A 23,404-nucleotide genomic window follows, 5' to 3' on the forward strand; every position below is an offset into this window, starting at 1 on the left:
TGCGACAGGATTCTCATGCAGTTCTCATCCCGGCGGGCGATCCGGGTCCACAATGGAAGTCTGAGCGGCCCGACCTGGGCATTCACCGGGCGGGCGGTTTTCGGCGACACCGCACGACTACACCGGCGCTACACCGAACGTGGGAGTCGAGATGGCCAGGCGGAAGGACCCGAACGGAAACGAGTGGATGGCCTCGGGCTGGTTCCAGGTCCTCCCGATGACGCAGGGCCAGTGGCTCTGGCTGCTGCTGATGGGGGCGACGAGGTCCCGGGCGGACGGCACCCTGGACGCGCTCGTGGAACGCGGTCAGCGTTCCGGGGAGAAATGGTTCGACACCGCCACGGGCGGTTTGGAGGCCCGCATCTTCTGGGGCTTCTCCGATGAGGAGCGCTGGCGCACCGCCGAGATCGTCGCCACCGACCAGCTGCGCCGGGAGCGCTGCGTGGCCGCGCTGGGGCGGCTGGGGTTGCGCGAGCCGCGCACGGTCCGCGACCTGGCGTGGCTGATGGGCGCGCTCGGGTTGTGCCGGCACGAGGTGGACGCGGGCACCGAGCGGTGGCGCGTCCCGCAGGTCCTGCCGCTGCCGGCGGAGGTCCTGCCGATGGACGAGGAGTGGGCCCGGGAGTCCGATGAGATCCGCTGGCAGTACCAGATAGCGGCGATCACGGGTGATCTGGCGCAGTTGTTCACCGGTGAGCTGAACCGGCCGGACGAGGTGGTCACCACGATCGCCGAGCTGGCGCGGCTCATCGACCATGACACCGAGGACGTCCGGCACGGCCTGGTGGACTTCGCGGTGAACCCGCTGGTGTTCCTCACCAGTGAGCCGATCGTGTCGCTGACGGTGGACGGCCCGGGTGGGCTGACGCACGCCGATCCGGAGCGGCTGGCCGATGAGGCGCCCTTCCGCATCACCTTCGACTGGGCGGCGCTGGCGGAGCGGAGCCTGCGCGTCCACCGCCTGGATCCCGAACACCCCACCGAGCCGGACTGAGGGGGCCGCGCCTAGGCTCGCACCGAGCGAGCTGGGGAGGCACACATGGCGGTTCGGGAGCACACCGGCGCGGAGGACAGGCAGCGGCGCACGCGGCAGCAGATCGCGGCCTCGGCGCTGGCGCTGTTCGCCGAGCAGGGGTACGCCGACACCACCGTCGATCAGATCGCGGCGGCGGCGGGTGTGGCCCGCCGGACGTTCTTCCGGTACTTCCCGGGCAAGGACGACGCGATCTTCCCCGATCACGATGAGACCCTCGCGCGCGTCGCCGCCGTCCTCGACGGCGCCGACGCGCTGGAGGAGCCGCTGTCGGTGGTCTACCGGGGCATCCGGGAGGTGCTGCGCATGTACGCGGCCGATCCGAAGGCGTCGGTGGCGCGTTACCGGCTGCTGCGGGAGGTCCCGGCGCTGCGGGAGCGGGAGATCGCGGTGGTCTCGCGTTATGAGCGGTTGTTCACGCGTTATCTGCTGGATCACGCCGATCGCGCGATCGGTGAGCACGAGGACGCGCCGCTGCTGGCGGAGGTGGCCGCGGCCGCGATCGTCGCCGCCCACAATCACGTCCTGCGTCAGTGGCTGCGCGCCGCGGGTGAGGGTGATGTGGAGGCGCGTCTGGAGAGCGCGGTGGGCATCATCCGCCGTCGTCTGGCCCGTGAGGGCGGCGATCTGGACGGGGCCGCGACGGTGGTCGTGGTGACGCGTGCCGACGCGGATCCGTCGGAGGTCGCCGATCGCGTCCGCAAGGCCCTGGAGGGCTAGTAGCTCCGAACGGACCGGCGCGGCCGTGGCCCCTGGCTTCCGTCGGCTACGGCCGCCACCATTCACGTAGGTGAGAAAGCGCCGGGGTCCAGGGGACGGAGTTCCCTGGTGGGAGTCCAGAGGGCGAAGCCCTTTGGTGGGGGTCCAGGGGACGGAGTCCCTTGGGTGCCCGCCTCTCGCAACCGTCAACCCGACACTCCGGCGCACGAAAAAGGCCCGCCGCTTCAGCGCGGCGGGCCTTTCCCGAAGCCGGTTCAGCCTCCGAAGTCGACCTTGATGGTCTTCTCCTTGGCGTCCTTGGTGACCGAGGCCTTGGAGCTCTTGCCGCCTTCGTTGACCTTGAGGTCCCCGCTGGGCCGGAACACGATCTCGATGCTCTCGGCGTCGGGCGCGACCTCGAACACGGCGGTGTAGGTCACGGCCTGTCCGCTCTTGGTGCCGGTTTCGCTCTTGGCGGGTTTGAGGGTGTCGCCGGCCTTGAGCTGGATGGAGGCGGCGGGGTCGAGGTTCCATTCGACGTCGAACTTGTCGCCCTTCCAGAGGAACTGGGAGGTGAAGTCGACCTGGACCCACAGTTTGCCGTCGGGGGCCCAGTCGTGGCCGGGGAGCCAGGCGGACTTGGTGACTTCGAAGCGCGCGTAGTAGGGGATCGTGATGATCCAGTTGCCGCTGCGCATCTCGACTTCGGCGTCGTAGTCGTCGGCGTTGCCGAAGCCGGTGGCGCCGGCCTTCAGGAGGGCGTCGTTGAAGTCCTTGCGGGACCCGTCGCGCAGGTTGACGCTGAAGGGGCGCCCGGCGTCGGTGATGACGAGTTCGGCGGGCTGGTCCTTCTGCACGAGCGCGACGACGAGGTCGCCGGGTCCGGGGACCTGGCCGAGGGCGACTTCTTTGCCGCCGGTGACGATCTTGGCCTCGGGGTCCTCGTCGGAGAGGGCCGGGTCGACTTTGAAGTCGGGGGAGATCGTGAAGGCGAGGACCTCGTAGCCCGGGGGCGGGCTGAGCGGCTTGTCCAGGCCGAGTTCCTTGGCCTTGGCCGCGGTGATCTCCGGGAAGAACTGCGCGGAGGCGACGGCGAGCGCGAAGTGCGGCCCGACGAGGGAGGTCTGCGCGGCGTCGAAGGTCTTCTCCAGCGTCACCGATCCGGCCGGGACGACCTCGGTGGCCCCGATGGGGGACGCGAGCGTCGGCGGCGTCGAGGAGCAGGCGCTCAGCGCGAGTGCGGCGGCGGCCAGTGTGGCGGCCGCGCTCAGTCGGAGAGAGGTTTTTCGTGTCGTCGGGGGCACGGGCGAAAGAGTACCGGCTGGGCAGGTGGCCTGCGAGGTCAGCGTGGCGGGGGGCACGCGCCGCGATGGAGCCGCCACTTTGGGTCGCGGTTCGTTCGTGAAGGGCGTCACGGGATCGACGGTAGGCCACGCCTGCCACCCGGTATGCCAAATATGACGTGTGATATTGCATTCACCTGCCGGTTGAACCGATACTGGCCTCCCCATCACCGTTCGGCGGCTCCCGACCGCCGGAGAGGACGAGTCATGTTCCACCGGACGTTCCCGCGCGGGGCGCTGATCGCCGCCGTCGCGTTAGCCCTCGTCGCCGTCCCCCTGGCCGTGCCCGCCGCAGCCGCGCCCGCCTGCGACACCGTCGTGGCCGGTGAGAAGACACCCGGCTGCGTCACCGCCGCCACGAGCTTCGACCGCCTGCCCGCCCTGGGCGAGCGGGCGACGCTGCGCGTCCGGCTCGGCTCCCAGGTCGAGGTCGCCTCGGCCCGGCTGACGCTGCGCCTGACTGAGGGCCTGCGCCTGACCGGCACCGCGCCGGCCCGCGCCGGGCTCACCACCGTGTCCACCCGTTCCCTGACGCTCACCCCGCGAGGGCGCGAGCTGAGCTTCACCGTCGAGGCCCTCGCCACCGGACCGGCCCGGGTCGAGGCCGAGCTCACCGACGCCGCGAGCCCCTCCCCCGCACGCACCGCCTACGCGTCCACCGTCCTCACCGTCGGGGATCGGCCCGGCACCTCCCGCGAGGGTGCGGACGGCACGGACTCGGCCGCGGTGCCCGTCGGCGAGGCGCCACCCGCGCCATCGGCCGGGGCCGCCGCCGGGCAGATCTGCGCCACCGGCGCCTTCACCTACGCCGACGCGGGCGGCGCGTGGCGGCCCGGCCGCAATGTGCCCGTCGCGGTGCTCGGCCGGACGACGTCCACCGCCGCGGCGCGCACCTACGCCACCGGCCTGACGAACACGACCGACGGCGGGTACCGCGTCTGCTTCACGCCCACCGTCACGACCATGGCCTCGGTGTGGGTGGTCTTCACCTCCCAGGCGAGCGTGTGGCGCGTGGTCGCGCGCAACGGGAGCACCCCCTACACCGTCACCACCGCCGCGCGGAGCAACGTGCCGTCCGGCACCGACGCCGCCTTCGGCAGCACCGCCCCCAGCGCGCTGCACATGCGCGGCTGGCACGCCTTCGACACCCTGAACAAGCTGTGGTGGTGGCGCAGTTCGGGCACCGGCTGCTGGACGGCGCGCGAGACGGCGAACTGCTCCAGCGTCACCGTCCGCTGGTACCCCGGCAGCACCGACGGCACCTACTACAACGTGGGCTCCAGCGGCGCGAACAGCTGGATCGCGCTGACCGAGGAGGACCCCGACTCCGAGCACCTCGTCCTGCACGAGTCCGGGCACGCCTTCCAGCACATGCTCTACGGGTTCTGGTGGCCCGCCTCGGACTGCCCGAGCCCGCACTACATCCACAAGCGCAGTGGCAACATGTGCGCCTGGACCGAGGGCTTCGCCAACGCGGCGATGGGCCACGCCCTCCACGACTACCGCTTCGTGTGGCCGGGCGGCGCGCAGATCAGCCTGATGAACACCGCCTGGAACGACCCGGCCAGGCCGGTCGGCGCGACCAACTGGGAGAACGGCGAGACTGTCGAGGGCCGCGTGGCCGGCGCCCTCATCGACCTGTGGGACCGGATCGACGGCGGCCAGGCACCCACCCTGGACAACATGCGCCGCTACGTCTCCTCGTCGCTGCGGGAGTGGTTCACCACCGACCGGCCGCGCACCGGCCTGCCCACCGGCGCCGACGCGAAGGGCGTGCTCTACGAGCACACGATCGCGATGTAGCCGCAGACCCGCCCGGGGCCCGCACACGGCCCCGGGCGCGCCGCCGTCCGGACGGCGCCTCCTCCTCCCCGGACGGCCGAAGGCCGCGCGGTCCCGCCAGGGCCGCGCGGCCTCAGCACGCCCGGGGCGGGACCGCACTCGCACCGGCTCACTCGCCGCCGCTCCCCCGGCCCCACCCTCGAACGGAGCCCTCCCACGCGCGGGCGGGCGGAGCGGGACCGGCCATCGGCCCGTCCCCGGACGGTCACGGTGAGCCTCCCTTCACCCCTGAGCCCAAGGCGAGCCCCCGCCCGGCGATCGCTAAGCGAACTTTCCTGCGAAACATGGCGAAAAAGAGGCGGAAAACTTCTGGCACTCCGTGCCTTGCCGACGGCATCCCATGCCATTATGGTGTTACTCACGAGTAACGAGCTGTGCCCCACGTCACACCTGGACGGAAGGGGCACCGGGCATCGGAGGTCATCGTGAAGGACATCCTCGACGCGATCAGCGCGCCGGACGCCACCCCCGCCGACTACGCCGCCATCCCGCTCCCGGAGTCCTACCGGGCGGTGACGCTCCACGCCGACGAGACCGGCATGTTCGAAGGCCTCGCCTCGGCCGACAAGGACCCCCGCCGCTCGATGCACGTCGACGAGGTCGCGCCCCCCGAGCTCGGCCCCGGCGAGGCCGTCATCGCGGTCATGGCCGCCGCGATCAACTACAACACCGTGTGGTCGGCCATCTTCGAGCCGCTGCCCACCTTCGCGTTCCTCAAGCGCTACGGCCGCGTCTCCCCCCTCGCCGCCCGCCACGACCTGCCCTACCACCAGATCGGCTCCGACCTGGCCGGCGTCGTCCTGCGCGTCGGGCCGGGGGTGAACATGTGGAAGCCCGGCGACCGGGTCGTGGCGCACTGCCTGTCGGTGGAGCTGGAGAGCGCCGAGGGCCACGGCGACACCATGCTCGACCCCGAGCAGCGCATCTGGGGCTTCGAGACCAACTTCGGCGGCCTGGCGGAACTGGCGCTGGTCAAGACCAACCAGCTCATGCCCAAGCCCGAGCACCTCACCTGGGAGGAGGCCGCCTGCCCGGGCCTGGTCAACTCCACCGCCTACCGGCAGCTCGTCTCCACCAACGGCGCGGCCATGAAGCAGGGCGACAACGTGCTCATCTGGGGCGCCAGCGGCGGCCTGGGCTCCTACGCCGTCCAGTACGCCCTCGCCGGCGGCGCCACCCCGGTGTGCGTGGTCTCCTCCCCCGCCAAGGCCGAGCTGTGCCGCGCGATGGGCGCCGAGGCCATCATCGACCGCTCCGCCGAGGACTACCGCTTCTGGACCGACACGGGCGAGCAGGACCCCAAGGAGTGGAAGCGGCTCGGCTCGCGCATCCGCGAGCTGACCGGCGGCGAGGACGTCGACATCGTCTTCGAGCACCCCGGGCGCGAGACCTTCGGCGCGTCGGTGTTCGTCGCCAAGCGCGGCGGGACGGTGGTGACCTGCGCGTCCACCACCGGCTTCACCCACGAGTACGACAACCGGTACCTGTGGATGAACCTCAAGCGCATCATCGGCTCGCACTTCGCCAACTACAAGGAGGCCTGGGCGGCCAACCGGCTCATCGCCAAGGGCCGCATCCACCCGACCCTGTCGCGCTCCTACCGGCTGGAGCACGCCGGGCAGGCCGCCCACGACGTGCACAAGAACCTGCACCAGGGCAAGGTCGGCGTCCTGTGCCTGGCCCCCGCCGAGGGCCTGGGCGTCACCGACCACGAGACGCGCCTGCGCTTCGAGAAGGCCATCAACCGCTTCCGCGCGCCCGCCGGGGTCCTCGGATGACCTCCGGGGGCACCGCCCGCGACTCCCCGTGGCTGATGCGGACCTACGCCGGGCACAGCTCGGCGCGCGCGTCCAACGAGCTGTACCGCCGCAACCTCGCCAAGGGCCAGACGGGCCTGTCGGTGGCCTTCGACCTGCCCACCCAGACCGGCTACGACGCCGACCATCCCCTCGCGCGCGGCGAGGTCGGGCGCGTCGGCGTGCCCGTGGCGCACCTGGGCGACATGCGCGAGCTGTTCGAGGGCATCCCCCTGGACGCGGCGAACACGTCGATGACGATCAACGCCACGGCGATGTGGCTGCTGGCGCTCTACCAGGTCCTGGCCGAGGAGCGCGGCGCCGACGTGGCCGCGCTGGCCGGGACCGTCCAGAACGACATCGTCAAGGAGTACCTCTCGCGCGGCACGCACGTGTTCCCGCCCGGCCCGTCGCTGCGGCTCACCTGCGACCTGATCGCGCACACCGTGGCGGTCATGCCGCGCTGGAACCCGATCAACGTGTGCTCCTACCACCTCCAGGAGGCCGGGGCCACGCCCGTCCAGGAGATCGCCTTCGCGCTCGGCACGGCCGTGGCGGTGCTGGACGCCGTCCGCGAGCGCGTCTCCCCCGCCGACTTCCCGCGCGTGGTGGGCCGGGTGTCGTTCTTCGTGAACGCGGGGGTGCGCTTCGTGGAGGAGCTGTGCAAGATGCGCGCCTTCGCGCGGCTGTGGGACGAACTGACCCGCGAGCGCTACGGCGTCGCCGAGCCGCGGCACCGGCGGTTCCGCTACGGCGTGCAGGTCAACTCGCTGGGGCTGACCGAGGCGCAGCCGGAGAACAACCTGCCCCGGATCGTGCTGGAGATGCTCGGGGTGACGCTGTCGCGCGACGCGCGGGCGCGGGCGGTGCAGCTGCCCGCCTGGAACGAGGCCCTGGGCCTGCCGCGCCCCTGGGACCAGCAGTGGTCCCTGCGCGCGCAGCAGATCCTCGCCTACGAGAGCGACCTTTTGGAGTACGGCGACCTGTTCACCGGGTCCACGGTCGTGGAGGCCAAGGTCGATGAGCTGGCCGCGGAGGCGCGCGCCGAGCTGGACCGGATCCTGGAGCTGGGCGGCGTCATCGCCGCGCTGGAGTCGGGGCTGCTGAAGGCGGAACTGGTGGCGTCCCACGCGCGGCGGCGCGCGCGCATCGAGTCCGGTGAGGACAAGGTCGTCGGCGTCAACTGCTTCGAGACCACCGAGGACGGTCCCCTCACCCGCGACCTCGACGGCGCGGTGCACCGGATGGACCCCGCCGCCGAGGCCGGGGCGGTGGCGCGGCTGCGCGCGTGGCGGGCGGGCCGCGACGCGCACGACGTCCGCACCGCCCTGGCGCGCCTGTCGGCCGACGCGCGCACGCCCGGCGCGAGCCTCATGCCCGCGTCGCTGGCCTGCGCCCGGGCCGGCGTCACCACCGGCGAGTGGGCGCGGGCGCTGCGGGAGGTCTTCGGCGAGTACCGCGCGCCCACGGGCGTGGCGGGCGCGCCGGTGAGGGGCGCGGCGGGCGGCGAGCTGGCGCGGGTCCGCGACCGCGTCAAGGCCACCGCCGCCGACCTGGGCGCGGGCGCGCTGCGGCTGCTGATCGGGAAGCCGGGCCTGGACGGCCACTCCAACGGCGCCGAGCAGATCGCCGTCCGCGCGCGCGACGCCGGTTTCGAAGTGATCTACCAGGGCATCCGGCTCACGCCCCGGCAGATCGCGGCGGCGGCGGTGGCCGAGGACCCGCACTGCCTGGGCCTGTCGATACTCTCCGGCGCGCACACCGAACTGGTGCCGGAGATCCTGGACCTGCTGCGCCGGTCCGGCGCGGGCGAACTCCCCGTGGTCGTCGGTGGCATCATCCCCGCCGCCGACGCCGCGCGCCTGCGCCGGGCCGGTGTGGCGGCGGTGTACACGCCGAAGGACTTCGACCTGACCGCCATCATCGACGGGATCGTCACGCAGATACGCCTCGCCAACGACCTGGCGAGCGAACCGAAGGGAACCGTGCCATGCCAGTAGACCGTCACCGGCCGCGCCGATCGTGCCTGGCCGTGCCGGGGTCCAGCCAGCGGTTCCTGGAGAAGGCGCAGGGGCTGCCGGTGGACCAGGTGTTCCTGGACCTGGAGGACGCCTGCGCCCCCGCGGTGAAGGAGAGCGCGCGCCACCAGATCGTCAAGGCCATCACCACCGGCGACTGGAGCGGCAAGACCGTCGTCGTCCGCGTCAACGACCTGACCACGCACTGGACCTACCGGGACGTGATCACCGTGGTGGAGGGCGCCGGGGACCGGCTGGACTGCGTGATGCTGCCCAAGGTCCAGGACGCCACCCAGGTGCGCTGGCTGGACCTGCTGCTCACGCAGATCGAGAAGACCGTCGGGCTGCCGGTGGGCCGCATCGGCATCGAGGCGCAGATCGAGAACGCCAAGGGCCTGGTCAACGTCGACGAGATCGCCGGTTCCTCACCGCGGCTGGAGACGATCGTGTTCGGGCCGGCCGACTTCATGGCCTCCATCAACATGAAGTCCCTCGTGGTCGGCGAGCAGCCGCCGGGCTACCCCGCCGACGCTTACCACTACATCCTCATGCGCATCCTCATGGCGGCCCGCACCCACGACCTCCAGGCCATCGACGGCCCCTACCTCCAGATCCGGGACGTGGCGGGCTTCGAGGAAGTCGCACGCCGCTCGGCGGCCCTGGGCTTCGACGGGAAGTGGGTGCTGCACCCGGGGCAGGTGGACGCGGCCAACGCGGTCTACTCGCCGTCCCAGGAAGACTACGACCACGCCGAGCTGATCCTGGACGCCTACGCGTGGGCGACCTCGGCGGCGGGCGGTTTCAAGGGCTCGGCGATGCTCGGTGACGAGATGATCGACGAGGCCAGCCGCAAGATGGCCCTGGTCATCGCGGGCAAGGGCCGCGCGGCGGGCCTGTCGCGGACCACGTCCTTCACCGCGCCGGAGGAGTCATGAGGTTCGGGCGGGTCCTGGAGGAGTTCGCCGTCGGCGAGGTCTACAAGCACTGGCCGGGCAAGACCGTCACCGAGTACGACGACCACCTGTTCTGCCTGCTCACCATGAACCACCACCCGCTGCACCTGGACGCCCACTACGCCGGGGGCACCGAGTTCGGCCGCAACGTCGTCGTCGGCAACTACGTCTACTCGCTGCTGCTGGGGATGTCGGTGCCGGACGTGTCGGGCAAGGCCATCGCGAACCTGGAAGTGGAGTCGCTGCGGCACATCGCGCCGACCTTCCACGGCGACACCCTCTACGGCGAGACGGAGGTGCTGGCGGTGACGCCGTCGGCGAGCCGCCCCGACCGGGGCGTGGTGCACGTGGAGACGCGCGGGTACAAGCAGGACGGGACCGTGGTGTGCGTGTTCCGGCGCAAGGTCATGGTGCCGACGGCGGCGCATCCGGCCGCCGCCGAGCCCCGGCCCGTCCCGAAGGAGTTCCGGCGATGAGGAGACTGGCCCGCACCGAGGGGCTCACCGAGATCCAGCGCGACATCCTGGCGGCCGTGCGGGAGTTCACCGAGAAGGAGATCCTGCCGGTCGCCACCGGGCTGGAGCACCGCGACGAGTACCCCACCGCGATCGTGGAGGGCATGAAGGGGCTCGGGCTGTTCGGGCTGACGATCCCCGGGGAGTACGGCGGCCTCGGCGAGTCGCTGCTGACCTACGCGCTGGTCGTGGAGGAGCTGGCGCGCGGCTGGATGAGCGTGTCCGGCATCGTCAACACCCACTTCATCGTCGCCCACCTGCTCGCCCACCACGGGACGGAAGAGCAGCGCGCGCGGTACCTGCCGCGCATGGCCACCGGGGAGGTGCGCGGGGCGTTCTCCATGTCGGAGCCCGGCGTCGGCTCCGACGTGGCGGCCCTGCGCACGCGCGCCCGGCGCGACGGGGACGAGTACGTCCTGGACGGGCAGAAGATGTGGCTGACCAACGGCGCCACGTCGAACCTGGTCGCCGTGCTGTGCCGCACCGGCGAGGGCGAGGGGCATCGCGGGCTGTCGGCGTTCCTGGTGGAGAAGGAGCCGGGCTTCGGCGAGGTCCGGCCGGGCCTGACGGTCCCCGGGAAGATCGAGAAGATGGGCTACAAGGGCGTCGACACCACCGAGCTCATCCTGGACGGGCTGCGGCTGCCGGCCTCGGCGATCCTCGGCGAGGCGCCCGGGCGCGGCTTCTACCAGATGATGGACGGCGTCGAGGTCGGCCGCGTGAACGTGGCGGCGCGCGGCTGCGGCGTGGCCCTGCGCGCCTTCGAGCTGGGCGTGTCCTACGCGCAGCAGCGGCGGGCCTTCGGCAAGCCCATCGCCGGGCACCAGGCGATCTCCTTCAAGCTCGCCGAGATGGCCACCAAGGTCGAGGCCGCCCACCAGATGATGGTCATGGCCGCCCGCCGCAAGGACGGCGGCGACCGCAACGACCTGGAGGCGGGCATGGCCAAGTACCTCGCGGCCGAGTACTGCAAGGAGGTCGTGGAGGACGCCTTCCGCATCCACGGCGGCTACGGCTACGCCAGGGAATACGAGATCGAGCGGCTCTACCGGGAGGCGCCGATGCTGCTGATCGGCGAGGGCACCGCCGAGATCCAGAAGACGATCATCGCGCGGCGGCTCCTGGAGGAGTACAAGGCGGACTGAGACCCCGGCGCCGCGCGGCCCTCCTCCCGCACGCGCGGCGCCGGGCGTCCTACAGCCGCGCCGCCACCGCGGCGCGCAGCTCGGGCAGCCGGTCCCAGATCCCGCCGGGGCACAGGGTGTTATTGAAGTCCTTGTGCCCGTAGATCTCGGTCGCCGGGATCCGGTACTGCTGGCAGACGTAGGCGCAGAAGGCGATCAGGCTCTCCCACTGGGCGGCCGGGACGGGCTCGCCGGTGTGGTAGCTGCCGTCGTTCTCGATGCCGATGGCCTGGGAGTTCTGGCCGACGCAGTGCGCGCCCTGGATCATGCGCGTGCCGCCGGTCAGCATCTCCAGGCTGCGGTGGCGGCCCTCGGTGAGGTACCCGCCGCGGCTGTTGGTGAAGTGCTGGCCGGAGTCGAGCCAGCCGTTGCCGTCCATGTGCAGGTCCTGGATGTCACGCGAGTTCTGGAAGGCGTAGGCCAGGGAGAAGTCGGTGACGTTCGGGAAGGCGGTGTGGTGGACGATGATCTTGTTCGGCCGGTTCTTCACCACCGTCACCGCCGAGGACGGCGGCCGCGCGCCCCACTCGGCGCACGAGTAGATGCGCGGCTTCGGGACGGCCGCGTTCGCCGCCGAGAGCGGCAGGGCCGCCGCGGTCGCGGCGGCGGTGATGCCGGTGAGCAGGGTCCGCCGGGTCGTGCCCATGGTTACCTCCGTGCGAAAGGGGAGCGGCCCCTCGCGTGAGGGGCCGCTCCGGGGTGGGTCACGCCGTGTTGTTGGCCAGGGCGAGGAGACGGGCCCGGGATCCGTTGAACACGTTCCGGTCGGCGTTGCCGCTGATGCCGGGGACGGAACCGCTGGAGGTGTACTGCCAGATGGTGTAGACGGGCCAGCCGGCGGGGATCGCCGGGCTGCCGGTCGTGTAGTGCGCGACCCAGAGCGGGTTGGTCGTGCCCCGCCCGGTCCAGCTTCCGGTGCACTGGTTCCACCAGCTGGCCGCCGTGTAGATCACGACGTCGCGGCCGGTGCGCGACTTGTACGTGTTGGCGAAGTCGGTGATCCAGTTGCGGATGCCGGTGGTGCTCAGGCCGTAGCAGGTGCCGCCCGAGTAGGGGTTCCACTCGATGTCGAGCGCGCCCGGGAGGGTCAGGTTGTCGGCCGACCAGCCGCCGCCGTTGTTGACGAAGTAGTTCGCCTGCGTGGCGCCGGAGGAGATGTTGGGACGCGCGAAGTGGTACGCGCCCCGGATGACGCCCGCGTAGTAGGCGTTGGGGTAGTTGGTGTTGAAGGAGGGGTCCTTGTACGTGGTGCCCTCGGTCGCCTTGATGTAGGCGAACTCGATGCCCGCGTTGCGGGCCGCCGTCCAGTTCACGGTGCCCTGCCAGTGGGACACGTCGACGCCCTGGGGGTTGGCCTGCGTGGAGACGTCCGCCTGCGCCGATGCCGGGACGGCGAGGAGGGATCCGATGGTCATGACGGCCGCCGCGGCGAACGCGAGCAGGCGCGGTAAAGCCTTGCGCATGGGTGGTGCTCCTTGATGGTTGCCGGACCGCTCTGCCGGGAGCGGTGTAGGAGCATCGTGGCAGAAAACTCCGCGCGGCAAAAGTGTTGTGAAGCTTTCCGACATGCATTTAGGACGGGTTTAACCCGGCCGTCCCTTATGGACCGGCCGGGCGTCATCGTGGCCGCGCGGTGCGGCGACGTGGGCCGTGCGCGGCCTAGGCGTCCCCGGCCAGGTGCCGCTCGATCGTGGCGACCTTCGCCGTCAGCCCGTCCACCCGGCCCGGGTGGTAGTCGAGCTTGATGACGGTGCTGACGCGCGGCGCCCGCGCGGCCACCGCCTCGATCGCGGCCTGCACCACCGCCATCACCTCGGCCAGGCTCTCGCCCTCGACCAGGGTGAACATCGCGTCGGTGCGGTTGGGCAGCCCCGAGTCCCGCACCACGCGCACGGCCTCGGCGACGATCTCCCCGACGTGCTCACCCACTCCCAGCGGGGTGACGCTGAAGGCGACCAGCGCGGACATGACGGCTCCTCTCGACGGCCGGGACCAGGATAGGCACGCCCGGGCGGGAGCGTCCCTCAGTCCGGGCGGACCACCGTCACCACGTGCATCGTCATCGCCGCCAGGAACGGGCCCGTGGCCAGGTGGTCCAGCCACCGCTCGGCCTCGGGCTCCACGAAGTACCCGGCCTCCACCGCCCGCGTCGTCACCCGCCGGAACCCGAAGATCGCGTCGGCGGCCGCCCGGTCCCGGAACACCGGCGTCACCGGCGTCACGTCGGCCACCTCGAAGCCCACCGCCGCCGCCAGCCGCGGCAGCTCCCGCCCGATCGTGGCGTTGCGCACGACCCGGTCGGCGACGAAGCGCGCGTAGCGCCGCGCCAGGTCCCGCTCCGGGTGGTCGATGGCCAGCGAGTCCCAGTCCGGCTCGCCCATGACGAGGCGCCCGCCCGGCCGCAGCACCCGCCACGCCTCGGCCAGCACCCGCCCCGGCTCGGCGACGTGCTGCACGACCCGGTCGGTGCGCGCGCGGTCGACGGAGGCGTCCGGCAGCGGCAGCTCGTGCAGGTCGCCGTGGACGAGGTCCAGCGCGGTGGCGTCCGGCCCGGCCGCCTCGGCCGCGCGGGCGAGCATGGCGGGATCGATGTCGACGCCGATCACCGCGCTTCCCGCCGCCAGCATCGCCGCCAGGTCGGCCCCCGCGCCGCAGCCCAGGTCGGCCACCGTCAGGCCCGGGCCCAGCTCCAGCCGCTCCATGACGACCTCCTTGTAGGACCGGCCCGCCGCGCTGGCCGCCGCGCTCCGCAGGTACTCCCCCGGCTCCGGCGCGACCGCCTCGAAGACCTCGCGCGCCGCCCGCCGTCCCCGCGCCAGCTCGGCGTGCCCTTCGGCGGTGAGCCGCGCCGGGCGCCGCCGTCCCGGCTCCTCGGCGAACTCCACGAACCCCTTCGCGCGCAACCGGTTGAGCGCGCTGTACAGGCTGCTCTCGCCGAGGCGCGACCCGGCGATCCGCTCGATGGCGGCGTTCAGCGCGTAGCCGTGCATGGGGCCGTCGGCGAGGGCGGAGAGGACCAGGAGCTGCGCGTCACGTGTCTGCATGGGCGGGATGCTACGCAGGGGGTACTGCGCGGCGTGGAGTAGTGAATTCAGTTCACCGCCGCCAGCCACTCCCCCAGCAGCGTGAACACCGATTCCCGCCGCCAGCCCTCCAGCAGCCGGACCCGCTCGCGCTCGTCCAGCGCCGCCAGGGTCGTGTGCTCGCCGCTCGGGATGAACACCCGCCACAGCTGCGCCCACACCCCGGGCGTCTCCGCGCCGATCGGCACCGGCGAGACCGTCCCGGGGCGGCCCTCGTCGCAGAACGTGCGCGACGCGCCGTCCGGGCCGATGTACACCAGCACCGACGTGAACCGCGCCGCGCGGGAGCGGGTCAGGTCGGCCAGCGCCACCACGCCGCGCGCGCCCGCCGAGGCCAGCAGCGGCTTGGCGAGCGCGCCGGGGAACCCGCCGAGCTCGTCGATGGAGAAGCCGGAGTCCTCCACGATGACCGGCCCGCCCAGGACGCGGTGGGCCTGACGGGCCTTGTGCTCGGCGACCTCGCGCACGTCCACCGACTGGATCTCGTCCAGCTCGACGCCGACGGCGCGGACGTCGAAGCCGCGCAGGGCCTCGCGGGCGGCGGCGAGCTTGGCGTCGTTGCCGGTCACGAAGGACACCGTGTGCGCCGTCACGAGATCATCACGAACCGGAGCGTATCGGGCGGCGATCTTCACCCGTCCGCGCCACGCTGGCGGGCCCGCCGGAGCGGCCGATACACACGCGACGCCCCTCCCACCGGCCGGTAACCTTCGACCATGACGAACTACTCCCAGCCCCCGCGCGTGCCAGAGAAACCGACCCTCGACGGGTTGGAGGCCAAGTGGGTACGGGTATGGGAGGAGCAGGGCACCTACCGCTTCGACCGGTCGCGGACCCGCGAGGAGATCTTCTCGATCGACACGCCCCCTCCGACCGTCTCCGGCTCGCTGCACATCGGGCACGCGTTCTCCTACACCCACACCGACGCCATCGCGCGCTTCCAGCGCATGCGCGGCCGCGAGGTGTTCTACCCGATGGGCTGGGACGACAACGGCCTGCCCACCGAGCGGCGGGTGCAGAACTACTTCGGCGTGCGCTGCGACCCGTCGGTGCCCTACGACCCGGACTTCACGCCGCCGGAGAAGCCCGGCAAGCAGCAGGTGCCGGTCTCGCGCGGCAACTTCATCGAGCTGTGCCAGCGGCTGACCGCCGAGGACGAGAAGGCCTTCGAGGAGCTGTGGCGGCACCTGGGCCTGTCGGTGGACTGGTCGATGACCTACGCCACGATCGACGCGAACTCGCGGGCGGCGGCGCAGCGCGCGTTCCTGCGCAACCTCGCGCGCGGTGAGGCGTACCTGTCCGAGGCCCCGACCCTGTGGGACGTCACGTTCCGCACCGCGGTGGCGCAGGCCGAGCTGGAGGACCGGGAGCGGCCCGGCGCCTACCACCACCTGACGTTCCACGCCCCGGACGGCGCCACCGTCGAGATCGCCACGACCCGCCCGGAGCTGCTCCCGGCGTGCGTGGCGCTGGTGGCGCACCCCGACGACGAGCGGTACCGGCCGCTGTTCGGCTCGACGGTCCGCACGCCGGTGTTCGGCGTGGACGTGCCGGTGGTCGCCCACCGCCTCGCCGACCCGGAGAAGGGCACCGGCATCGCGATGGTGTGCACCTTCGGCGACACCACCGACGTGGTGTGGTGGCGCGAGCTGGCCCTGGAGACCCGCTCGGTCCTCGGTTTCGACGGCCGGATCCTGGCCGAGCCGCCGCGCGGGCTCACCGACCCCGCCGGGCTGGAGGCGTACGCGCAGCTGGCCGGGCTGACGGTCCACTCGGCGAAGGCGAAGGTCGTGGAGCTGCTGCGCGCGTCGGGGGACCTCCTGGGCGAGCCGCGCCAGATCTCGCACCCGGTGAAGTTCTTCGAGAAGGGCGACAAGCCCCTGGAGATCGTCACCACGCGGCAGTGGTACATCCGCAACGGCGGCCGGGACGCCGCGCTGCGCGAGCGGCTGCTGGAGCGCGGCCGTGAGCTCCAGTGGCATCCGGAGTACATGCGGCACCGTTACGAGTCCTGGGTCGGCGGCCTGGCCGGCGACTGGCTGATCTCGCGGCAGCGGTTCTTCGGCGTGCCGATCCCGGTGTGGTACCCCCTCGACGAGAACGGCGACCCGCGCCACGACGCCCCGATCGTCCCGGACGAGGCGTCCCTGCCGGTCGACCCGAGCTCCGAGGCGGCTCCCGGGTACACCGGCGCGCAGCGCGACGTCCCGGGCGGTTTCACCGGCGACCCCGACATCATGGACACCTGGGCGACGTCCTCGCTGACGCCGCAGATCGCCGGCGGCTGGGAGCGCGACCCGGACCTGTTCGCGCGCGTGTTCCCGATGGACCTGCGCCCACAGGCCCACGAGATCATCCGCACCTGGCTGTTCTCCACGGTCGTGCGTGCCCACCAGGAGTTCGGCACGCTGCCGTGGCGGCACGCGACCATCTCCGGCTGGATCGTGGACCCCGACCGCAAGAAGATGTCGAAGTCCGTGGGCAACGTGGTGACGCCGATGGACCTGCTGGTGAAGTACTCCTCGGACGGCGTGCGCTACTGGGCGGCCTCGGCCCGGCCCGGCGCGGACACCGCCTTCGACGAGGGCCAGATGAAGGTGGGCCGCCGTCTGGCGACGAAGCTGCTGAACGCGAGCCGCTTCGTCCTGGGCATCGGCGCGACCGCCGCCCACGCCGCGGCGCCCGAGGCGGTCACCGAGCCCCTCGACCGCGCCCTGCTGGCCCGCCTCGCGCGCGCCGTGGACGCCGTCACCGCCGCCTTCGAGGCCTTCGACTACGGCAAGGCCCTGGCGGCGGCCGAGGAGTTCTTCTGGCTCTTCTGCGACGACTACGTGGAGCTGGTGAAGTCCCGCGCCTACGGCGAGCACGGCGACACCGGGGCCGAGTCGGCGCGCGCGACCCTGGCGATCGCCCTGTCAGCGGTGCAGCGCCTGTTCGCGCCGGTCCTGCCCTACACCACCGAGGAGACCTGGTCCTGGTGGCAGGACGGCTCGGTGCACCGCGCGGCCTGGCCGGCCCCGCTGATCGTCGAGGACGGCGACGAGCGCGTCCTGGACACCGCCACCGCGCTCATCGCGGCGGTGCGCAAGGCGAAGTCGGAGCAGAAGCTGTCCATGCGCGCCGAGGTCGCCTCGGTGCGCATCACGGCCGACGGCGAGACCATCGCCGCGGCCCGCCTGGTGCTGTCGGACGTGCGCAACGCCGGCAGCATCGGCGAGGCCGCACTGGAGGCGGTCTCCGGCGCGGAACTGGACGTGAAGGTCTCGGTCTAGGCGCGAACGGACGGCGCGGCTCCGGGAGGGGCCGCGCCGACTGGGCCCGCCCTGCCCGGCGCGCCGCCACCCCATCCTCTCCCCTGCGGCGCATTCTGGCGAAATGCCGGATTCATCCACCGTCGAGGCTCCGCCGCCGACACCGCCGCCCGCCGCGCCCGTGAACCGTCCGCCGGACTTCGTGGTCTTCGGGGTGGGCGCGGTCCTCGTCCTCGCCGTCGTCGCGTGGGGCGCGATCGGGCCCGACTCGCTCAACTCGTCGTCCAGCGGCGCGCTGGGCTGGGTGCTGGCCAACTTCGGCTGGCTGTTCGTGGTGGCCGCCGACGTGTTCCTCGTCCTGGCGGTGGTCATCGCGCTCTCCCGGTACGGGCGCGTCACCCTCGGGGACGACGGCGAGCGGCCGGAGTTCACCACGCCCGCGTGGATCGCGATGATGTTCAGTGCCGGGATGGGCATCGGCCTGATGTTCTACGGCGTCGCCGAGCCGCTCACGCACTACGCCGCGCCGCCCCCGGCCTCGGGCGCCGCGCCGCTGTCCGATGACGCGGGCCGCATCGCCATGGAGTACACGTTCTTCCACTGGCTGCTGCACCCGTGGGCGATCTACGCCGTCTCCGGCCTCGCGCTTGCCTACGCGACCTTCCGCAAGAAGCGCGGGAACCGGCTGTCGGCGGCCTTCGTCCCGCTGCTCGGCGAGAAGCGCGCCAACGGCGGGCCGGGGCGGGCGATCGACCTGCTGGCGGTGTTCGCGACGGTCTTCGGCTCGGCGACGAGCCTGGGCCTGGGCGCACTGCAGATCGCGGCGGGCCTCGGGCTGGTCTTCGGGGTGCCGGACAACCGCGCGGTCGAGCTGGTCATCATCGGCTCGCTGACGGCGGCGTTCGTGGTGTCGGCCTTCTCCGGCGTCCACAAGGGCGTGAAGTGGCTGAGCACCGCCAACGTGATCCTGGCGGGCGTGGTGATGGTCTTCATCTTCGTGCTGGGACCGACGGTGTACATCCTCGACGTGCTCCCGGCCAGCGTCGGCGGCTACCTGAACGACCTGGTCTCCATGGCCACCCGCACGGGCGCGTTCTCCGACAGCGACTGGCTGGGCGCGTGGACGATCTTCTACTGGGCGTGGTGGCTGTCCTGGGCGCCGTTCGTGGGGACGTTCATCGCGCGCATCTCGCGCGGGCGCACCATCCGGCAGTTCGTCATCGGCGTCCTGCTCGTGCCCAGCGGGGCGAGCGCGATCTGGTTCTCGGTGCTGGGCGGCACGGCGATCCGGACGCAGGCGACCGGCCGCGCCGATCTCGTCGCCTCCCTCAAGGACGGTTCGGAGGCGGCGCTGTTCTCGCTGCTGGAGTCGCTGCCGCTGTACACGATCACGTCGGGGATCTGCGTGGTGCTGATCGCCCTGTACTTCGTGACGGGCGCGGACTCGGCCTCGCTGGTGCTGGGTTCGCTGTCCAGCCGGGGTTCGCTGACCCCGGCAAAGTGGCTGGTGGTGACGTGGGGCGTGCTGATCGGCGCGGTCGCGTCGGTGCTGCTGGTGGCGGGCGGCCTGAAGGCGCTCCAGCAGGCGACGATCCTGGTCGCGCTGCCGTTCGTGCTGGTGATGCTGGCCCTGTGCTGGTCGCTGCTGAAGGAGCTGCGGGAGGACCCGGGCGCGGGGGCTCCCCCGGCGCACGCGGTGCGGGGCATCCGGGACGCGGTGCGCGCGGCGGTCGGCGAGGCGATGCGCGCCCCGCGCGGCCGGGTGTGAAGGCGGGGCCCGCCGCCACGGCGGGCCCCGATCCTCAGGCGAGCAGTTCGATCTCGGACAGCCCCAGGCGTCCGGAGCCGGTGAACTCGATCCGGTAGTGGGCGTACTTCCCGGGGTCCTCGACGCGGAACGCGCGCGTCTGGTCCCGCCAGGCGAAGTCCTCGCCCTCGCGCCGGTCGATCACCGTCCACTTGCGGCCGTCGCGGGACGCCAGGACGCGCCACCCGGTGGGGTCGCCGGGCCCGGCGGCGGAGGTGAGGGTGTACATCTCCACCCGCGCGCGCTCGGGCAGATCGGCCGTCACCGTGAAGGGCCCCTCGGACACGAACTGGGTCACCGAGGTGTCGTCGAACAGCTCCGGGTGGGAGACCCTCCCGTCGCCGGACACGTCGCGCGGCGGGGACGGCACGTCGCCGTCGCTCAGGGACGGCGGGGCGGCGTGCGGCCCGGTGCCCCAGCGCGAGGGCGAGGAGCCCATGTCGAAGTCGAGGACGCCCCCGGCGGCCAGCGCGGCGTGCGGCAGCCAGGTCGCGTCCCACTTCAGGCCGTTGACGCGCAGGCCCTGGACGTACACGTTGCGCGCGGAGTTGCGGGGCGCGTTGATCACCAGGTCGCGGCCGTTCTCCAGGTGCACGGTGGCCTTCGTGAACAGCGGCGAGCCGATCGCGTAGGTCCCGGTGCCGTGCTGGAGCGGGTAGAAGCCGAGCGCGGAGAACAGCCACCACGCCGACATCTCGCCGTTGTCCTCGTCGCCGGGGTAGCCCTGCCCGATCTCGCTGCCCAGGTACAGGCGGCTCGTCACCTCGCGCACGGTGGCCTGCGTCTTCCACGGCCGGTCGCTGAACAGGTACATGTACGGGATGTGGTGCGAGGGCTGGTTGCTGTGCCCGTACATGCCCATGCGGACGTCGCGGGCCTCGGTCATCTCGTGGATGACGCCGCCGTAGGACCCGGTGTTGTCCGGCGAGCCGGTCTCGGGCGTGGCGAAGAACGCGTCGAGCTTCTCGCCGAGCCCGCGCGGCCCGCCGTAGAGGGCGGCCAGGCCCCGGCCGTCCTGCGGGACGGTGAAGGCCATGTTCCACGCGTTGGTCTCGGTGTAGTCGTAGCCCCAGACGGCGGGGTCGAAGTCCCCGGCCGGGACCCGCCACTTCCCGTCGGCGTCGCGACCCTGGAAGAAGCCGGTGGACGCGTCGAAGAGGTTCACGTACTCCTGCGCCCGGCCGCGGAAGTAGGCCGCGTCGGCGAGGTACCGCCCGGCCCGGGGACCGGCGGGGTCGCGCAGGTAGAGGGCCTTGGCCATGGCCGCGATGGCGGCGTCGTTGGCGTAGCCCTCCATCGCCCACGAGAAACCCTCGGGGGTGTCGGTGGAGGTGTAGCCCCGGAAGGCCGAGGTCTCCAGGCCCTTGCGGCCGACCGCCGCGCTGGTGGGCGCGACCGTGGCGTTCTTGACGGCGGCGTCGTAGGCGGTCTCGGCGTCGAAGCCGGGCACGCCCTTCAGGAGCGCGTCGGCGAAGGCGGCGTCGGAGCTGGTGCCGGTCATCAGGTTGGCGTAACCCGGCGAGGACCAGCGTGAGACCCATCCGCCCTCCTGGTACTGGCGCAGGAACCCGTCGATCATCGCCCCGGATTGCGTGGGCGTCAGCAGGTTGTAGGCCGGCCAGGTGGTGCGGTAGGTGTCCCAGAAGCCGTTGTTGACGTACATCGTGCCGTCCACGACCGCCGCGCCGGTGCTCGTGGGCGTGTCGGTGCCCGTCTTCGGGGCGAAGGGGCTGGCGTGGCGGTAGACGGGAGCGGCGGGCGTGCCGGTGTTCTCGTGCCCGGAGTTGGGGTAGAGGAACAGCCGGTACATGTTGGAGTAGAGGGTGGTCAGCTGGTCGGGGGTGGCGCCCTCGACGGTGACGATGCCGAGCTTGGCGTCCCAGGCCGCCTTGGCCGCGTCGCGGACCTGGTCGAAGGAGGCGCCGCCCACTTCGGACTCCAGGTTGCGGCGGGCCTGGTCCACACTGATCAACGACGTGGCCAGCCGCATGGTGACGGTCCGGTCCGCGCCGGGCGCGAACCGCAGGTACCCGGTCACGTCCGGGCCGCCGCCACCGGGCAGCATTCCCCGCGAGACCACGGGCCGGTCGAAGACGGCGTAGACGAACAGCCGCGTGGCGCCCGCCGACAGCCCGCTGCGGACGTCGGAGTACGCGGTGAGCACCCGGCCGTCGAGGGTCAGGCCGCCGCCGTTGTTGACGTTGTCGAAGACCAGGCTCGCGTCGGTGCCGGGGTACGTGAAGCGGAAGACCGCCGCGTGGTCGGCCGGGGCGATCTCGGCCTTGAGGCCGTTGTCGAACTCCACGCCGTAGTAGTGGGCGCGGGCGGTCTCCTTGTCGTGCCCGAACGGCAGGGCCCGCGCCCGCCGGTCGGCCGGGGGCGCGCCGGCGGCGGCCGAGGGCATCACCTGGAAGGTCTGCCGGTCCCCCATCCACGGGCTCGGCTGGTGGCTCACCGACAGCGCCTGCAACGCCGTGCGGTTGTTCGCGTCGTTGGCGCGGTGGTACTCGTACAGCCAGCTCAGGGACCCCGCGCTGGTCACCGGGGTGTAGAAGTTGAAGCCGTGCGGGACGGCGGTCGCCGGGAGGTTGTTGCCGCGCGAGAACGAGCCGGACGACTGCGTCCCGCGCGTGGTCAGCACCCAGTCGCTGGGCGCGATCCGGGTCTCCACCGGCGGCGCGCCCACGATGGACACGTCGTCGAGGAAGTTCCGGAACCCCGTCGGCGGGCCCTCCGGGTTGTCGTAGGCGACCAGGATCCGGCTGATCCGCTTGCCCGCCGCGACCAGGCCGATGCGCGCCGAGGTGTGGTTCCACTGGTTCACCGAGAGCGTCTTGGACCGCCCCTGCGACACCGGGTCGAGCCGCACGCCGTGCTGGTCCACCGCGCCGAGCTGCGAGAGGTACGTGCCGTCGGCGAAGGCCAGGTCGACCGAGGCGTAGGTGCCGGGATTGCGCAGGTCGCCCTCGGTGGCGCTGACGAACATCAGGTAGGACAGCTCGGTCGAGGCCATCACGGTGACGTCGACGTCGAGGACCTTGTTGTACGAGTACGCCCGCCCCTCGGCCAGGTGCCGCCCGGCGAACTCCAGGGACCGCAGGCCGGTGTAGCCCACGCGCGCCTTCGCCGCCGGAGCCGAGCGCGGGCCGCCCGCGAGCACGCTGCGCATGTCGGTGGGCGGGGGCGGCGTGTCGTCCCCGTTGGACAGCTGGAGCTCGCCGAGCTGGACGATGCCGGCGCCGCCGTTGCGGGTGACGTCGAGGCGGTAGTGCCGGTAGGGCGTGGTCCCGGCGTAGCGGTACTCCTTGGTCTGGAACCGCTCGGTGAACTCCTCGCCCGCGCGCCGGTCGAGGTCCACCCAGGCCGCGCCGTCCTCGCTGCCCTGGAGCGTCCAGTCGCGGGGATCGCGCTCGGGGGCGTCGTTGGCGGAGGTGAGGGCGTAGTGGACGACGGTGACCGGCGCCGACAGCTCCACCGCCGCCCACGCGGTGGGCGTGAAGGTCAGCCACTTGGAGGCGGGGTCGCCGTCGGTCAGGTTCTCCTTGACCTCCCCCGACTCGGGGTACTCGCCGCTGGCGGTGACGGCCACGACGGTGTCCATCACGTTGCCGGGGATGCCGGTGCGGAGGTTCCCGTCGACGCCGTGAGCCATCGGGCGCCCGTCGGGCCCGGTCTCCACCGTGCTCGTCCAGTCGGGCCCGGGCTGCCCGGCCTCGAAGGATGTGGCGAATTCGGTGCCGCGCTCGGCGGCGGCCTGGGCGGGGATGAGCGTGCTCGCAATCGTGATCAGGACGGTCGCCGGGACCGTCCACCTGGGCCTGTGCTTCCGGTTCACGTCGGCGCCTCCGGGGGATGCGGGGCTCGAATCCGAGCCCACCCG

General features: G+C 72.2%; 17 protein-coding genes. 10 read left to right on the plus strand and 7 right to left on the minus strand.

Features of this window, described 5'->3' with window-relative positions; all coding sequences use genetic code 11:
- Positions 1-151: 151 nt before the first annotated feature.
- Both QSK10_RS01890 and QSK10_RS01895 read left to right on the plus strand, forming a co-directional pair.
- Entirely contained in the window at positions 152-994 is an 843-nt protein-coding gene (locus tag QSK10_RS01890; protein ID WP_285660812.1) for a DUF6042 family protein, read from the plus strand.
- Between the two features lie 45 nt (positions 995-1,039).
- Entirely contained in the window at positions 1,040-1,753 is a 714-nt protein-coding gene (locus tag QSK10_RS01895) for a TetR family transcriptional regulator (protein WP_285660813.1), read from the plus strand.
- Positions 1,754-2,007: 254 nt separating this feature from the next.
- Here QSK10_RS01895 and QSK10_RS01900 read toward each other — a convergent pair whose 3' ends face one another.
- On the minus strand, positions 2,008-3,036 hold the full coding sequence (locus QSK10_RS01900) for a hypothetical protein (RefSeq protein WP_285660814.1): 1,029 nt from the start codon (positions 3,034-3,036) through the stop codon (positions 2,008-2,010).
- A 246-nt stretch (positions 3,037-3,282) separates the two neighbouring features.
- On the opposite strand from QSK10_RS01900, the gene QSK10_RS01905 reads away from it, so the two are divergent.
- The 6 genes from QSK10_RS01905 (at position 3,283) to QSK10_RS01930 (ending at position 11,344) form a co-directional block, all read left to right on the plus strand.
- The gene (locus QSK10_RS01905) at positions 3,283-4,878 is read left to right on the plus strand and encodes a hypothetical protein (RefSeq protein WP_285660815.1); all 1,596 of its coding nucleotides are present in this window, start codon (positions 3,283-3,285) and stop codon (positions 4,876-4,878) included.
- Positions 4,879-5,342: 464 nt separating this feature from the next.
- Complete coding sequence (gene ccrA / locus QSK10_RS01910; RefSeq protein ID WP_285660816.1) at positions 5,343-6,695, plus strand: crotonyl-CoA carboxylase/reductase; 1,353 nt, start codon at positions 5,343-5,345, stop codon at positions 6,693-6,695.
- The gene (locus QSK10_RS01915) at positions 6,692-8,713 is read left to right on the plus strand and encodes a protein meaA (protein ID WP_285660817.1); all 2,022 of its coding nucleotides are present in this window, start codon (positions 6,692-6,694) and stop codon (positions 8,711-8,713) included. The genes ccrA and QSK10_RS01915 overlap by 4 nt, the downstream gene beginning before the upstream one ends.
- Positions 8,704-9,666, plus strand: a complete 963-nt coding sequence (locus tag QSK10_RS01920; RefSeq protein WP_285660818.1) for an HpcH/HpaI aldolase/citrate lyase family protein — start codon at positions 8,704-8,706, stop codon at positions 9,664-9,666. The genes QSK10_RS01915 and QSK10_RS01920 overlap by 10 nt, the downstream gene beginning before the upstream one ends.
- A complete protein-coding gene (locus QSK10_RS01925) occupies positions 9,663-10,160 on the plus strand; it encodes a MaoC family dehydratase (RefSeq protein WP_285660819.1) in 498 nt (165 codons plus the stop codon). The genes QSK10_RS01920 and QSK10_RS01925 overlap by 4 nt, the downstream gene beginning before the upstream one ends.
- Positions 10,157-11,344, plus strand: coding sequence for an acyl-CoA dehydrogenase family protein (locus QSK10_RS01930; RefSeq protein WP_285660820.1), 1,188 nt, complete (start codon positions 10,157-10,159; stop codon positions 11,342-11,344). The genes QSK10_RS01925 and QSK10_RS01930 overlap by 4 nt, the downstream gene beginning before the upstream one ends.
- 49 nt (positions 11,345-11,393) lie before the next feature.
- On the opposite strand, the gene QSK10_RS01935 is transcribed toward QSK10_RS01930, so the two are convergent.
- The 5 genes from QSK10_RS01935 to QSK10_RS01955 all read right to left on the minus strand — a co-directional run bounded on the left by QSK10_RS01935 (position 11,394) and on the right by QSK10_RS01955 (position 15,035).
- Positions 11,394-12,029 (minus strand): peptidoglycan recognition protein family protein, encoded by a 636-nt coding sequence (locus QSK10_RS01935; RefSeq protein WP_285660821.1) that lies wholly within the window; start codon positions 12,027-12,029, stop codon positions 11,394-11,396.
- 58 nt (positions 12,030-12,087) lie between these two features.
- Complete coding sequence (locus tag QSK10_RS01940) at positions 12,088-12,846, minus strand: lysozyme (RefSeq protein WP_285660822.1); 759 nt, start codon at positions 12,844-12,846, stop codon at positions 12,088-12,090.
- A 196-nt stretch (positions 12,847-13,042) separates the two neighbouring features.
- Complete coding sequence (locus QSK10_RS01945) at positions 13,043-13,351, minus strand: thiamine-binding protein (protein WP_285660823.1); 309 nt, start codon at positions 13,349-13,351, stop codon at positions 13,043-13,045.
- Positions 13,352-13,407: 56 nt separating this feature from the next.
- Positions 13,408-14,427, minus strand: coding sequence for a methyltransferase domain-containing protein (locus tag QSK10_RS01950; protein WP_285660824.1), 1,020 nt, complete (start codon positions 14,425-14,427; stop codon positions 13,408-13,410).
- Between the two features lie 47 nt (positions 14,428-14,474).
- On the minus strand, positions 14,475-15,035 hold the full coding sequence (locus QSK10_RS01955; protein ID WP_285660825.1) for a non-canonical purine NTP pyrophosphatase: 561 nt from the start codon (positions 15,033-15,035) through the stop codon (positions 14,475-14,477).
- Positions 15,036-15,209: 174 nt separating this feature from the next.
- On the opposite strand from QSK10_RS01955, the gene valS reads away from it, so the two are divergent.
- A complete protein-coding gene (gene valS, locus QSK10_RS01960) occupies positions 15,210-17,738 on the plus strand; it encodes a valine--tRNA ligase (RefSeq protein WP_285662893.1) in 2,529 nt (842 codons plus the stop codon).
- A gap of 103 nt (positions 17,739-17,841) precedes the next feature.
- Complete coding sequence (locus QSK10_RS01965) at positions 17,842-19,485, plus strand: BCCT family transporter (RefSeq protein ID WP_285660826.1); 1,644 nt, start codon at positions 17,842-17,844, stop codon at positions 19,483-19,485.
- A gap of 34 nt (positions 19,486-19,519) precedes the next feature.
- Here the strand turns inward: QSK10_RS01965 and QSK10_RS01970 are convergent, their stop codons facing one another.
- The gene (locus tag QSK10_RS01970) at positions 19,520-23,359 is read right to left on the minus strand and encodes a GH92 family glycosyl hydrolase (protein WP_285660827.1); all 3,840 of its coding nucleotides are present in this window, start codon (positions 23,357-23,359) and stop codon (positions 19,520-19,522) included.
- Between the last annotated feature and the right edge of the window lie 45 nt (positions 23,360-23,404).

The sequence above is a fragment of the Actinorhabdospora filicis genome, from assembly GCF_030269765.1.
GTDB classification, from domain to species: Bacteria; Actinomycetota; Actinomycetes; order Mycobacteriales; family Micromonosporaceae; genus Actinorhabdospora; species Actinorhabdospora filicis.

What these genes read in the sequence shown, in the direction of transcription:
- QSK10_RS01890 (WP_285660812.1), top strand. Translation starts at nt 152, where the DNA reads ATGGCCAGGCGGAAGGACCCGAACGGAAACGAGTGGATGGCCTCGGGC.
- QSK10_RS01895 (WP_285660813.1), top strand. Translation starts at nt 1,040, where the DNA reads ATGGCGGTTCGGGAGCACACCGGCGCGGAGGACAGGCAGCGGCGCACG.
- QSK10_RS01905 (WP_285660815.1), top strand. Translation starts at nt 3,283, where the DNA reads ATGTTCCACCGGACGTTCCCGCGCGGGGCGCTGATCGCCGCCGTCGCG.
- QSK10_RS01915 (WP_285660817.1), top strand. Translation starts at nt 6,692, where the DNA reads ATGACCTCCGGGGGCACCGCCCGCGACTCCCCGTGGCTGATGCGGACC.
- QSK10_RS01920 (WP_285660818.1), top strand. Translation starts at nt 8,704, where the DNA reads ATGCCAGTAGACCGTCACCGGCCGCGCCGATCGTGCCTGGCCGTGCCG.
- QSK10_RS01925 (WP_285660819.1), top strand. Translation starts at nt 9,663, where the DNA reads ATGAGGTTCGGGCGGGTCCTGGAGGAGTTCGCCGTCGGCGAGGTCTAC.
- QSK10_RS01930 (WP_285660820.1), top strand. Translation starts at nt 10,157, where the DNA reads ATGAGGAGACTGGCCCGCACCGAGGGGCTCACCGAGATCCAGCGCGAC.
- QSK10_RS01935 (WP_285660821.1), bottom strand. Translation starts at nt 12,029, where the DNA reads ATGGGCACGACCCGGCGGACCCTGCTCACCGGCATCACCGCCGCCGCG.
- QSK10_RS01940 (WP_285660822.1), bottom strand. Translation starts at nt 12,846, where the DNA reads ATGCGCAAGGCTTTACCGCGCCTGCTCGCGTTCGCCGCGGCGGCCGTC.
- QSK10_RS01945 (WP_285660823.1), bottom strand. Translation starts at nt 13,351, where the DNA reads ATGTCCGCGCTGGTCGCCTTCAGCGTCACCCCGCTGGGAGTGGGTGAG.
- QSK10_RS01950 (WP_285660824.1), bottom strand. Translation starts at nt 14,427, where the DNA reads ATGCAGACACGTGACGCGCAGCTCCTGGTCCTCTCCGCCCTCGCCGAC.
- QSK10_RS01965 (WP_285660826.1), top strand. Translation starts at nt 17,842, where the DNA reads ATGCCGGATTCATCCACCGTCGAGGCTCCGCCGCCGACACCGCCGCCC.